At 69.9% G+C, this 12204-nt stretch carries 12 protein-coding genes; 9 read left to right on the top strand and 3 right to left on the bottom strand.

Features of this window, described 5'->3' with window-relative positions:
- Positions 1-35: 35 nt before the first annotated feature.
- Positions 36-728, bottom strand: a complete 693-nt coding sequence (locus tag ON41_RS36165) for a FadR/GntR family transcriptional regulator (protein WP_040753360.1) — start codon at positions 726-728, stop codon at positions 36-38.
- A 263-nt stretch (positions 729-991) separates the two neighbouring features.
- Here ON41_RS36165 and ON41_RS36160 point away from each other — a divergent pair, with 263 nt between their 5' ends.
- The 5 genes from ON41_RS36160 to ON41_RS36140 are packed head-to-tail and all read left to right on the top strand — an operon-like array spanning position 992 to position 5995.
- Positions 992-2134, top strand: a complete 1143-nt coding sequence (locus ON41_RS36160) for an acetamidase/formamidase family protein (protein ID WP_063710011.1) — start codon at positions 992-994, stop codon at positions 2132-2134.
- Positions 2131-3312: an amidase family protein gene (locus tag ON41_RS36155; RefSeq protein ID WP_051163297.1), complete on the top strand. Its 1182-nt coding sequence runs from the start codon at positions 2131-2133 to the stop codon at positions 3310-3312. Before ON41_RS36160 ends, ON41_RS36155 begins: the two co-directional genes overlap by 4 nt.
- On the top strand, positions 3309-4277 hold the full coding sequence (locus ON41_RS36150; RefSeq protein ID WP_051163295.1) for an ABC transporter substrate-binding protein: 969 nt from the start codon (positions 3309-3311) through the stop codon (positions 4275-4277). Before ON41_RS36155 ends, ON41_RS36150 begins: the two co-directional genes overlap by 4 nt.
- A complete protein-coding gene (locus ON41_RS36145; protein WP_083905882.1) occupies positions 4277-5176 on the top strand; it encodes an ABC transporter permease in 900 nt (299 codons plus the stop codon). The genes ON41_RS36150 and ON41_RS36145 overlap by 1 nt, the downstream gene beginning before the upstream one ends.
- A gap of 12 nt (positions 5177-5188) precedes the next feature.
- Positions 5189-5995 (top strand): ABC transporter ATP-binding protein, encoded by an 807-nt coding sequence (locus ON41_RS36140; RefSeq protein WP_040753358.1) that lies wholly within the window; start codon positions 5189-5191, stop codon positions 5993-5995.
- Here the strand turns inward: ON41_RS36140 and ON41_RS36135 are convergent.
- Entirely contained in the window at positions 5971-7257 is a 1287-nt protein-coding gene (locus ON41_RS36135; RefSeq protein WP_051163293.1) for an amidohydrolase family protein, read from the bottom strand. The two genes, ON41_RS36140 and ON41_RS36135, sit on opposite strands and share 25 nt — an antisense overlap.
- Before the next feature lie 81 nt (positions 7258-7338).
- Positions 7339-7989, bottom strand: a complete 651-nt coding sequence (locus ON41_RS36130; protein ID WP_040753769.1) for a GntR family transcriptional regulator — start codon at positions 7987-7989, stop codon at positions 7339-7341.
- Positions 7990-8080: 91 nt separating this feature from the next.
- Between ON41_RS36130 and ON41_RS36125 the strand changes: the two genes are divergently transcribed.
- The 4 genes from ON41_RS36125 (at position 8081) to ON41_RS36110 (ending at position 12190) form a co-directional block, all read left to right on the top strand.
- Positions 8081-9283 carry an amidohydrolase gene (locus ON41_RS36125; protein ID WP_040753355.1) on the top strand — a complete coding sequence of 401 codons (1203 nt, stop codon included), beginning with the start codon at positions 8081-8083 and terminating at the stop codon, positions 9281-9283.
- A 70-nt stretch (positions 9284-9353) separates the two neighbouring features.
- A complete protein-coding gene (locus ON41_RS36120; protein WP_051163290.1) occupies positions 9354-10178 on the top strand; it encodes an ABC transporter ATP-binding protein in 825 nt (274 codons plus the stop codon).
- Positions 10175-11023 carry an ABC transporter permease gene (locus tag ON41_RS36115; RefSeq protein ID WP_040753352.1) on the top strand — a complete coding sequence of 283 codons (849 nt, stop codon included), beginning with the start codon at positions 10175-10177 and terminating at the stop codon, positions 11021-11023. The genes ON41_RS36120 and ON41_RS36115 overlap by 4 nt, the downstream gene beginning before the upstream one ends.
- A gap of 36 nt (positions 11024-11059) precedes the next feature.
- The gene (locus ON41_RS36110; RefSeq protein WP_040753762.1) at positions 11060-12190 is read left to right on the top strand and encodes a substrate-binding domain-containing protein; all 1131 of its coding nucleotides are present in this window, start codon (positions 11060-11062) and stop codon (positions 12188-12190) included.
- Positions 12191-12204 lie beyond the last annotated feature (14 nt).

Below are 12204 nucleotides of genomic sequence, written 5' to 3'. Positions count from 1 at the left end.
ATCCGGCAATACTGAGGCGAACATGACGTAGGCCGTCAGCGGGGTGGGGTGCTGACCTCGCGGACTTCCCGTAGATGTCGTTCCATGGCCGCGGCCGCGCCTGGGCCGTCGTGAGCGGTGACCGCGTCGAGGATGAGGCGGTGGCCCTCGATCGAGATGCGGCGGCCCAGGCGGGAGCGGTGCGAGAGGATTCGGGTGCGCTCGGTCCAGTCGGTGGTCTTGGTGCACAGCGTCACCAGCAGCGGGTTCTGGGCCGCGTGGGCGAGCAGGGTGTGGAATTCGATGTCCAGCCGCATGGAGTCGGCAGGGGAGAGGGTTTCGTCGGAGCGGGTCAGAACCTCGTTCAGCGACAACAGATTCGACTCCACGGCACGCAGCGCCGCCAGCTGGGCGATCCGCGGCTCGACCAGATCGCGCAGCTCGGTGGCATGACCGAGTTCGATATCGAGCGCCCCGAGGCTGTCGTGCAATTCGGCTGCGCTGGTGGAGATGTCGGTGACGGTGCTGCCGCGGCCCTGCCGCCGCTCGATGAGCTTCTTCGACTCCAGTTCGAACATGGCCTGGCGCAGGGACGAGCGGGAGACGTTCATGCGCGCGGCGAGTTCGCGTTCCGGGGGCAGCCGATCGCCGGCGCGGAGTTCGCCGGTGATGATCAGCCGCTCCAGATGGGCCGCCACCTCCGCGCTCACGCTGTGCGAGCGGCGCAGCGGTGGAATCGATGCGGTCATCGCGCGCAGTCCCTTTCGCCTGTGGTCCGACCAATGCGAAGCCGGTTGCCTGAAGAATATCGCGGGCGTCCGAGCGCCGGCCCGGCCACGGCGGCGTCGCGCTGGTGAAGTTCACACGTTCGTACTGTTCACGGGCTGGTATTTCGCGGTCGTAAAGCGCTGGTTACGTTCCCCGGCTCGGATCGCGCCGACCCCGTCGGCGACTTACTGTCAGGCTGTCGAATGGTCCGACCAATCTGGTTCGGGTGGCGGAAGGTGCGAGGGTGACGTCGAGTGTTCAGGAACGTCCGGCGGCATTTCCGGTGTTGCAGCAGGGTGACGGGGTCGGCGGTAACGCGGTGTACGTCCCGGCGGATCCGGGGCGGGTGCTGTGGGGCCGGGTGCCCTGTGCGGGTGACTCGCCGGTCGCCACGGTCGCGCCGGGGACGACCGTGGTGGTCGACACCGTGAGCCACGAGGGGATTCTGGCGGATCAGGGCTCGGATCCGGTGGCCTACTTCGGCCGCCACGGGGTGGCGCGCGATCAGGTGCTGGCCGACGCCGTCGAGGTGACCGCGACCCGGACGCGCGAGGCCGGCGCCGGACCCCACATCGTGACCGGCCCGATCGCGATCGCCGGGGCCCGTCCGGGCGATCTGCTCGCGGTCCGGGTCGACGATCTGGTGATGCGCGCGCCCTACGGCGTCGTGTCGACGCGGCACGGCCGGGGCGTGCTGGCCGGAGATCCCGACTTCGACGGTTCCTACGGCCAGTTCTGCACGGTGCACGAGCGGGACGGAGACTGGTTCGGCGCCATGCCGATTCGTCACGACCGGCCCGCCGGGGCCCGGTTTCCCCTGGCGCCGTTCCTCGGGATCATGGGCGTGGCCACCGACACCACATCGCGGCTCGATTCGACGCCGCCCGGACCGCACGGCGGGAACATCGATATCCGGCTGCTCACTCCGGGCGCGACTCTCTTTCTGCCGGTACAGGTTCCCGACGCGCTGTTCTATATCGGCGATCCGCACTTCGCCCAGGGCGACGGCGAGGTGGCGCTGACCGCGTTCGAGGCGCCGCTGCGCGCCACGCTGACCCTCGATGTCGTTGCGGCCGAACAGGTCAGCGGACTGAGCCGTGCCGTGGGCCCGTTCGCGGCCGGGCACGGGCTGGTGATTCCGACGGGATTGGACGCCGATCTGAACGCGGCGCTCGGCCTGTGCGTGCGCAATGCGATCGAGCTGGTCGTCGCGCTGTTCGACGCCGATCCGCGGCAGGCGTACCTATATCTCAGCGCCGCGGCGGATTTCACCGTCTCGCAGGCCGTGGACCTGGTTCGCGGCGTGCACGGCGAGGTGCGCGTCGCCGACTTCGACGGCCCGGCGGCCACCGGCTTCGCCCGCTACATCCTGGAGCGAGCCCGATGACGATCGATGCCACGGTGTGGCGGGCGCGCGGCGCTCCGCTGGTGCCCGCCACCGGATCCGGCGTGCTCTCCGGTCACACCGTGGCGGTGAAGGATCTGTACGCGGTGGCCGGATTCGCCATCGGGGCCGGGGTGCGGTCCTATCCGGAGCACGACGAGCCGGAGCCGCGGCACGCGGCCGCGGTGACGGCGCTGCTGGAGGCCGGCGCCGAGATCACCGGAATCGCGCAGACCGACGAATTCGCCTACAGCATCAGCGGCGGCAACGGACGCTTCGGCATGCCGGTCAATCCCGCTGCGCCCGACCGAGTTCCGGGCGGGTCGTCGAGCGGTCCCGCGGTCGCGGTGGCCCGCGGGGAGGTCACGGTCGGACTCGGCACCGACACCGCGGGGTCGATCCGGGTGCCCGGCGCGTATCAGGGACTCTGGGGCATTCGCACCAGCCACGGCCGCGTCGACACGCGCGGACTGCTGCCGCTGGCCCCGTCCTTCGACACCGTCGGCTGGCTGACCCGCGACGCGCAAACCTTGGCCGCTGTGGCCGAATGCCTCATTCCCGGAACGGATTCGGTGCCGGATCGGTTCGTCATCGAGCCGTACGTGTGCGCCGTGGCCGAGCCCGGCATCGTGGCGGCCGCCCGATCCGCCGGCCTGGCGCTCGGTGCCGAACCTGTCGATCTCGGCGCGGACCTCGACACGTGGTACGAGGCGTTCCGCACGGTCCAGGCCTTCGAGGCGTGGGCGCAGCACGGTCCCTGGATCAGCGCCCACCCCGGCGCTCTGGAGGCCGAGGTCGCCGGGCGATTCGCCTACGCCGCCACCGTCCGGGAGGCGGCCGCCACGGCCGCGCGGAGCGTGCTCGCCGACGCGGCCGCACAGATCCGGGAGGTGCTCGCCCGGCGAGTCCTGGTGCTGCCCAGCACCGCCGCCCCGCCGCCGCACCGCGCGATCGCCGTCGCGGATCGGGAGGCCGCCCGTGCCCACACGCTCCGGCTGACCTGCCTGGCCTCGATCGCGGGCCTGCCCGCGGTCACCGTGCCGGTGGGCCGGATCGGCGGCGCCCCCGCCGGACTGTGCCTGGTCGGCCCGCGCGGCACCGACCGCTCCCTGATCCGCCTGGCGAGCAGCAGCGCCGCTGTCCTGGCCGAGGCAACGCAGTCCAGTAAGGAACCCTCATGAAACGCCCCCTCCGTGCCCTGCTCGCGGCCGTGTTCGCCGTGGTGACGCTCGCCGGGCTCACCGCCTGTATCTCCACTCCCGACAGTGTCGGCGGCTCGGATCCGCACGCCATCCGCATCGGCACCCTGCGCGGTCAACCGCATTTGTACGCACCGTATTTCATGCAGCGATTCGCGCCCGCGGGCACCACCTACGAGATCGTCCTGTTCGAGAACTCGCCGGATATCAAGAACGCCCTCGCCTCCGGCGCCGTCGACTTCGGCCTGCTGGGCGCGCCGTCGATGCTGGCGGGCATCGCCGCCGGACAGGACGTGCGGATCATCGCCTCGGCCGCGAACGGCGGCTCCGGATTCGTCGGCCGTCCCGAGATCACGACCCCGAACGACTTGCGCGGCAAGAAGATCGGATACCCGGCGGGCTCGTCCCAGGAGATCCTGCTGAAGCTGACGCTGCGCGCGCACGGACTCGATCCGGCGACCGATGTGCAGCTGGTCAACCTGGCCTACTCGGATATGGTGAACGCCTACCGATCCGGGCAGATCGACGGCTTCCTCAGCGCCGAGACCGGCGTCTCCCTCGCGCTGAGAGCCGGTGCGCGGCAGATACTCTCGCCGTACGACACCGCGATCGGCGGCGTCAACATCGTCCTCGGCACACGCGGCGAACTGCTCACCGGCGATCGTGAGCGGGCGCGGCAGACCGTGCACAGCCTGATCCAGGCGCTGAACTTCATGAAGTCCGACCACGACGCCTGGGCGCAGGGCCTGGTCGACACCTTCGGCCTCGACCGCGCCGTGGCGGACACCTCCGTCGGAAATGTCACGCTGCGCTGGGAACTCGACGACGAGTACCGGCAACGCGTGGCGGCGCTGGCCGAGCAGATGGTCGCCTTCGACCAGCTGCCCCAGGCCCCCGATATGACGAAGGTGTTCGACACCGGCGTCGTAGAGACAGCGGGCGCGTGATGACGCGCGCCGACGCACCCGCTCAGCCCGGCACCGGCACGGCTACCGCCGCGCCCACCGAGCAGGCCCCTCGCGTGGTCGCGCGCTACCGGTCCCGGGCGCTGTCCCTGCTGTGGGCGCTGCCGGTGCCCGCGCTGCTGATCCTGTTGTGGGACAGGGGAGTACACGGCGGCTGGACACTGCCGCTGGGCATCCAGATGCGATACCTGCCCACGCCGCTCGAGGTGGCGCGGCGGCTGGCCGATCTGGGGTTCGGCGGCCTCATCGACGACACCTACAGCGGCACCCTGTGGCTGCATCTGTACGCCAGCACCGTGCGGGTGGTGCAGGGTTTCGCGCTCGCCGCCCTCATCGCCGTCCCCCTCGGCATCGTCATGGGCCGCTCCCGCCTCGTGTACCGGATGGTGGAGCCGACGATCAATCTGATCCGGCCGATTCCGGTCACCGCGTGGGCGCCGCTGTCGCTGCTGATCATCGGGTTCGGCGACCGGTCGACCATCTTCCTGGTGTTCCTCGCCGCCGTGTTCGCGATCCTGCTCAACACCATCGCCGGGGTGCAGGCCGTGCCGCCGCGACTGTTCGAGGCGGCGGCGATGCTCGGCACCCGACCGGCGCAGACGCTGTACAAGGTCGTGCTCCCGGCCGCGGTGCCGGGCATCGTCTCCGGCCTGCGGATCGCGCTCGGACTGTCCTGGGTGATTCTCGTCGTCGGCGAAACCGTCGGCATCCGAGTCGGATTGGGCGCGCTGATCACCCAGGCCCGGGAGCAGTCCCGCACCGATCTCATCGTCGCGGTCATGATCGTCATCGGCCTGGCCGGATTCCTCGCCGACCGCGTGCTGCTGCTCGCGGTCCGCATGCTCGTGCGCCGCCGCCCACTCCTCCCCGCCGCCACGTAAGACGAGGTCACCGTGAAGATCTACACCACCGGCCGCCGTCCGCGCCGCCCGGCCCACATCCACATCGAACGCCTCGGCAAGCGCTACCCCGGCGCGGACGGGTTCGCCGTCGAGGCCATCGGGCTGGACATCACCGCCGGCGAATTCGTCTGCGTCGTCGGCGCGAGCGGCGGCGGCAAATCCACGCTGCTGCGCATACTCGCCGGATTCGAGTCCCCCACAACGGGTTCGGTGACCGTCGGTGACGAGCCGATCACCGGACCCGGCCCGGATCGCGGCGTCGTGTTCCAGGACTACGGCCTGTTCCCGTGGCTCACCGTGGCCGAGAACATCGCGTACGGGCCGAAACAGGCGCGCCTGACCCGTGCCGACGTCCGCGAGACCACCGAACGCTGCCTGGCGACGGTCGGGCTCGCCCGCATGCGCGACGCGTTCCCGCATCAGCTGTCCGGGGGCATGCAGCAGCGGGTGGCGATCGCCCGCGTCCTGGCGAACCGGCCCGCGGTCCTGCTGATGGACGAGCCGTTCGGGGCATTGGACGCCCTGACACGTTCCGCCATGCAGGCCGAGCTGAAACGGATTCATCGCGAGACCGGTGTCACGGTCGTGTTCATCACGCACAGCATCGATGAGGCGGTGTACCTCGCGGATCGGGTCGTGGTGATGGCGGGCGGCTCGGCGCACGGCAACGCGGGGCACGTTCGGCAGATCCTCGATATCGACCTGCCCGCCGAACGCGACACGACCGCACCGGAATTCAACGACTACAAGCGCCGTGTCGACGCCTTGGTCCATCAGGGAAACGAGCGGGCCGCATGAGCGACGACCGTCTCGTCCCACGCGAGTTCGCGAATGCGCGTGGTGCGGGCCACGACTCGGCCCGCCTTGAGTACATAGCAGCGGTCGGGACGGTCCAGCAGGACGTCCGCGACACGGTGAGAGGACAGCACCACCAGATCGGCCGTCGCGCCGACGCGGATGCCGTGGCGATCGGCGATGCCGGTCACCCGGGCGGCCTGACCGGTCGCCATATCCAGCACGCGCAGCATGTCCGCCGGGCCGGAGAGGTGGCAGGTCTGCGCCAGGAACAGGCCGATGTCGAGCAGGTCGGCATTACCGTACGGGGTGAAGGCATTGCGAATGTTGTTGGAGGAGTAGGCGGTGGTCACACCGGCCTGCCACAGCTCGCGGATGGGCGCGATGCCGCGCCGGACATTGGTGGTGTCGGAGCGCCCGCCCAGGTGCATGTCGGTGGCCGGCAGCGGGACGACCGCGACCCCGGCGTCGGCGAGGCGGGCCAGGGTGCGGCTGCGCTGTTCGGGCGTCCGCCCCGCCAGCGACGTCATATGCCCCAGCGTCACTCGCCCGCCCATGCCCGCGCGCTCGGTGGCCTCGGCGATGTAGTCGGCCATGGCGAATCGGGGATCGGTGCCGTCGTCGGCGAAATCCGCGTGGATGTCCACGGGCACAGCGAATTCCGCGGCCAGGTCGAACACGATGTCGACGTGACGGCGGCAGTCGGCGACCGTCGCCTCGTTGTAGGCGCAGCCGCCGATCACGTCCGCACCCGACAGCAGGCTCTCGCGCAGCAACTTCAGGGTGCCGGGCGCGCGGAGGATGCCCTCCTGGGGAAACGCGACGATCTGCAGGTCGATGCGCTCGCGATACTCTTCGCGCAGTTCCAGCAGCGCCCGCACGCCGTGCAGGCCCACGATGGGATCGACATCGGGGTGCGCCCGGATCACCGTGGTGCCGTGGGCGATCGCCGCGTCGAGCACGCGGCGGGCGCGCTCGCGGATGGAGTCGACGGTGAATCCGCTCTTGAGTTCGGCGGTGACCGCGATCGCCCCCGCGAGGGTGCCGGTGGGGTTCGGGCGCTCGGCATCCAGCAGCGCCTTGTCCAGGTGCAGATGCGATTCGATCAGGCCGGGGATGACGACCCGTGCGGCGCAGTCGATCTCGTCGGCGGCGGACACCGGCAGCCCGTGCCCGATCGCCGTGATGACGCCGTCCGTGATGACGATGTCGACCGGCTCCGCATCGTCGGCGATGCGGGCATCGCGCAAGACCAGATCCGCCATGGATACCTCCCGAGAGAATTACGACACCAGTTGTATACGACCGGCGTGTTTCGTTCCGGGGTGCGGGATGCTTCGCCGGTGTTACGAAGCATCCTGTGTCGCAGCGGCTTCCGGGCGGGCTCGCAGCCGGTACGCCGAGGCGGCGTGGGCGATATGGTCGGCCACCAGCGCCCGCGCCCGCTCGGCGTCGCCTGCTTCCAGCGCCGCGCAGATGTCCTCGTGTTCGTGCCAGGAATCTCCGGCGCGACGCGGCAACTCGACCGCGTACACCCAGGCGATCTTCTGGCTGAGCTGGGTGATCAGCTGGGCGAGCAGGGTGCTGCCGGACGCCTCCGCGAGTACCTCGTGGAAGCGGCTGTTGAGCCGGGTGACCTCGTCGAGACGGCCCCCGCGGACCGCGTCCTGGCCGAGCGCGGTGAGCTCCTTGAGCCGCCCGAGCTGCTCGGGAGTGTGGCGGACCGCGGCCCGGGCGGCGCACAGCGGCTCGAGCTGGGCCCGGATCTCCAGCAGATCGGCGGCCTCCGCCTCGGTCAGCTCCGCGACGAACACCCCGGCATAAGGCCGCGACCAGGCAAATCCCTCGGCCTGCAGGGTGCGCAGCGCCTCCCGCACCGGAACCCGGGACACCCCGTAGCGCTCGGCCAGGGTGTCCTCCGTGAGGCGCTGACCGGGCGCGAAGACGCCGGTGATGATGTCGTCGCGGAGGGCGCGGCACACCTGCTGCGGTGTCATGCGCCGAACGGTGCCGCTCATATCGCCCCCACGAGGTCGGATCGAATTCCATGAATCTACTGCATTTTTCGGTCGTATACAGAAGGAGGCAATGACGGTGAACGACCTGCTGGTGACCGGCGGACGACCCTGGACGCCCGGACAGCCCACCGGGATCGCCGACATTCTGATCCGTCACGGGCGCATCGAGGCGATCGGTGCCGGCCTGTCGGCCGTCGACGCCGACGTCATCGATCTGGCTGGGGCCCTGGTATTTCCGGGCCTCGTCGACAGCCACTGCCACCTGGACAAGACGCTGTGGAGCGGTCCGTGGACGCCCAACACCGGCGGCCGGACGCTGGCGGGCCGCATCGCCAACGGCGAGGGCCGCCGCGCCGAACTGGGTCTGCCCAGCGCCGAGTACGCGGCGAACCTGCTCGGCGAGATGGCGCGGCGCGGAACGGCGTATGTGCGCAGTCATGTCGATATCGATCCCGAGGTCGGGCTGGACGGCGTGGCGGCGGTGCGGGCGGCCGCCGCTCGGCACGCCGGGCGGATCGATGTCGAACTCGTCGCGTTCCCGCAGGGCGGCCTGATCACCCGTCCGGGGACCGCCGACCTGATGGCGGCGGCCCTGGCCGACGGCGTCGAGGTGGTCGGCGGACTGGATCCGGCGGGGTACGACCGCGATCCGGCCGCGCAGCTCGACATCGTTTTCGGGCTGGCCGAGAAGTTCGGCGCGAAGGTCGACATCCACCTGCACGACGGCGGTCCGCTGGGCGCCTGGGAGTTCGATCTGATCATCGAACGCACCAGGGCCACCGGCCTGTCCGGACGGGTCGCGATCAGTCACGCCTACGCCATGGGGACGCTGCCGGCCGACGAGCAGCGCCGCGTCGCGGACGCGCTGGCCGAGGCCGGTGTCGCCATGGTGACCTGCGCGGTGGGGGAGGCGCCGGTCGTCCCGGTCCGGATGATGCACGCGGCGAATGCCGCACTGGCGCTGGGCAACGACGGCATCCGCGATCTGTGGACCCCGTACGGCGACGGTGACATGCTGCGGCGGATCAACACCGTCGCCTACCGGGACCGGCTGGTCGCCGATTCGGAGATCGAACTCGCGCTGGCCGCCGGAACCTATGGCGGGGCACGGGTTCTCGGCCTCGAACGGTATGGGCTCGAGGTCGGCGCGCCGGCCGATCTCTTCGCCGTGGACGCCGAAACCCCCGGCGCGGCGGTCGTTTCCGTGCCCGAACGTCGGCTGGTGCTGAAAGGCGGGCGCGTCGTCGCCCGGGACGGAGTGTTGGTGAATTGATTGTATACGAAACAAGCGCTTAATCATCCGGAACGACCGCGGCAACGACCCGCAGATAGAACTCTTAGGTATGAGTAGCACCGCAGTGACCACCTCCGCGGACGCGGAGCGGGCAGGGTATACGAAATCCGCCCCTGAGGGCGCGGCTCCCGGCTCGTCGCTCACCTTCCACCGCGTCGGGCTGACGTTCGCGAACGGCACCCACGCTTTACAGGATGTCGACATCGCGGTCCGGCCAGGCGAATTCGTCTCGCTGGTCGGGCCCTCCGGGTGCGGCAAGTCGACCCTGCTGCGGCTGGCCGCGGGATTCGAGCGGCCGAGTTCCGGCACGGTCGACGTCGCCACCGGACGGCTCGGCTACATCTTCCAGGAGGCGACGCTGCTGGCGTGGCGCAGCGTGCTGGCCAATGTCGAACTGCCGGCCGAACTGTCCGGGGCCGACCGCCGCAGCCGCCGGGCGGCCGCCCTCGACGCGCTGGAACGCGTGGGGCTGGCCGGATTCGAGAAACACAAACCCGCCCAGTTGTCCGGCGGTATGCGGATGCGCGCGTCGATCGCACGCGCGCTGACGCTGCGGCCCGAGCTGTTCCTGTTCGACGAGCCGTTCGGCGCCCTCGACGAGATCACCCGGCAGCGACTGAACGAGGAGGTGAGCCGCCTGTTCCAGCGGGACGCCTTCGCGGGGGTGTTCGTGACGCATTCCGTCGCCGAGGCGGTGTTCATGTCGACGCGTGTGATCGTGCTGACCGGGCGGCCGGGCCGGGTGGCCGCCGAAATTCCGGTGCCGCTGGACTTTCCGCGCAAGCCGGAGATCCGATTCACCGCCGAGTTCGGTGAGATCGCCGCCGAGGTGTCCGCCGCGTTGCACGGCGCCGAGCGGGAGACGGCGGCATGACGGCGGTCACCGGCGCCCCGGAGACGGCGCGAGTGTCTGCGCGGCAACGACTTCCGCGCCTGCGGGGCGGGCCGGTCCGCATCGTCGCGCCCGTCGTGGTGTTCGCGATCGTGATGATCGCGTGGTTCATCGCGGGGCACTACCTGCTGCCGGAGCAGTCGCGGTTCCTGCTGCCGCCGCCGGAGACGGTGCTCTCGAAGGGACTGCTGGATTCGGCGGCCCGCACCGAGATCGTGAGCGCGCTGTGGTCCACGGTGCAGATCGCGCTGGTCGGGCTCGGTATCGCGATCGTGGTGGGTATCGCGTTCGCGGTGGTCATGAGCCAGGCGCGGTGGGCGGAGTATTCGCTGTACCCGTATGCGGTGATCCTGCAGACGATTCCGATCCTGGCGGTGGTGCCGCTGTTCGGATTCTGGTTCGGATACGAATTCGGCAGCCGCGTCATCGTCTGCGTGATGGTGTCGCTGTTCCCGGTCATCACGAATACGCTGTTCGGGCTGAAATCTGTGGCCGCGGCCGAACACGACCTGTTCACGCTGCACGGCGCGAACCGCTGGCAGCGCCTCGTGAAACTGCAACTGCCGGCGGCGCTTCCGGCGATGATCTCGGGATTCAAGATCTCCGGCGGGATGGCCGTCATCGGCTCGATCGTCGCGGACTTCTTCTTCCGGCAGGGGCAGCCGGGCATCGGGCGGATGATCGACGTCTACCGGCAGCGGCTGGCGACCGAGCAACTGCTGACCGCGCTGCTGTTGTCCTCGCTGGTCGGGCTGATCCTGTTCTGGCTCTTCGACTTTCTGGCCGGTCGTGTCGACCGGGCACACGGCCGCGACCGCGGCGCATAGCTTCGCACCGATCACTTCGACATTTCAGGAATGCTCATGAGGAAACACCTTTTCGCCGTGACGGCGCTCGCCTGTGCCGCCGTGCTGTCGGCCTGTAGTAGCGCCACCACGACGCCCGCGCCCACCGGGCAGGGCCCGCTGGCCGGGGTCTGCCCGTCGACCGTCGTCATCCAAACGGATTGGTACGCAACGCCGGAACGTGCGGCGGCCTATCAGCTCGTGGGTCCCGACGGAACCGTCGATGTGAAGAAGGGCGCGTATGTCGGGCCGTTGAAGGATACCGGGATCAATGTCGAGGTTCGCCTCGGCGGGCCGTTCCTCGGCGGGCAGCCGGTGCCCGCGCAGATGTACCAGGACCCCAGTATCACACTGGGTTTCGTGCCGACCGACGAGGCGATCCGGTCCCAGGCCAAGTTCCCGGTGCAGGGCGTCTTCGCCTCGCTGGATATCAATCCGCAGATCGTCATGTGGGATCCGGCGACCTACCAGGTGAACTCGTGGCGGGACGTGGCCGCGTCCGGTGCGCCCGTCGTCTACAGCGAGGGCAAGCCCTTCATGGACTACCTGATCGCCAACGGCTTCGTGCGCCCCGAGCAGGCCGACGCGTCGTTCGACGGCACGCCCAGCCGTTTCGTCGCCGAACACGGCCGGGTCATGCAGCAGGGCTACGTGTCCAACGAGCCGTATCGCTGGGAGCACGACGTCAAGGGCTGGTTGAAGCCGGTGAAATCCCTGCTCGTCCACGAAGCCGGGTACGAGACGTATCCGCACGCCTGGTCGGTGCGCAGCGGCGAGCTGGACAAGCTCGGCCCCTGCCTGACCAAGCTCGTCCCCCTGCTGCAACAGGCCCAGATCGACTACATCACCAACCCCGGCCCCACCAACGACGCCCTGCTCCGCATCGCGCAGAGCATCCCCGACGGCCCCCCGATGACCGCCGCCGGCAACACCGACTCGGTCCGCGTACAACTGGCCGAACACATCGTAGGCAACGGCCCCGACGCCACCCTCGGCAATTTCGACACCGCCCGCATAGACCGCGTAATCGCCGCGGTGACACCGGTTCTGCGCGCCCGCGGCCAACAGGTCCCCGACGGCCTCACCGCCGCCAACCTGGTGACGAACGCCTTCATCGACCCGGCCCGCGGCCTGAAGCCGACCCCGTAAGCCTCGTCGAGCGA

It is taken from the genome of Nocardia transvalensis NBRC 15921 (assembly GCF_000308875.1).
GTDB classification, from domain to species: Bacteria; Actinomycetota; Actinomycetes; order Mycobacteriales; family Mycobacteriaceae; genus Nocardia; species Nocardia transvalensis.
This window is presented reverse-complemented; position numbering and strand designations above follow the sequence as displayed.

Bases quoted from the DNA above. Each gene is read 5' to 3' on its own strand.
- ON41_RS36125 (WP_040753355.1), top strand. From the start codon at position 8,081: ATGACGGTGAACGACCTGCTGGTGACCGGCGGACGACCCTGGACGCCC.
- ON41_RS36120 (WP_051163290.1), top strand. From the start codon at position 9,354: ATGAGTAGCACCGCAGTGACCACCTCCGCGGACGCGGAGCGGGCAGGG.
- ON41_RS36150 (WP_051163295.1), top strand. From the start codon at position 3,309: ATGAAACGCCCCCTCCGTGCCCTGCTCGCGGCCGTGTTCGCCGTGGTG.
- ON41_RS36155 (WP_051163297.1), top strand. From the start codon at position 2,131: ATGACGATCGATGCCACGGTGTGGCGGGCGCGCGGCGCTCCGCTGGTG.
- ON41_RS36165 (WP_040753360.1), bottom strand. From the start codon at position 728: ATGACCGCATCGATTCCACCGCTGCGCCGCTCGCACAGCGTGAGCGCG.
- ON41_RS36130 (WP_040753769.1), bottom strand. From the start codon at position 7,989: ATGACACCGCAGCAGGTGTGCCGCGCCCTCCGCGACGACATCATCACC.
- ON41_RS36110 (WP_040753762.1), top strand. From the start codon at position 11,060: ATGAGGAAACACCTTTTCGCCGTGACGGCGCTCGCCTGTGCCGCCGTG.
- ON41_RS36115 (WP_040753352.1), top strand. From the start codon at position 10,175: ATGACGGCGGTCACCGGCGCCCCGGAGACGGCGCGAGTGTCTGCGCGG.
- ON41_RS36145 (WP_083905882.1), top strand. From the start codon at position 4,277: ATGACGCGCGCCGACGCACCCGCTCAGCCCGGCACCGGCACGGCTACC.
- ON41_RS36135 (WP_051163293.1), bottom strand. From the start codon at position 7,257: ATGGCGGATCTGGTCTTGCGCGATGCCCGCATCGCCGACGATGCGGAG.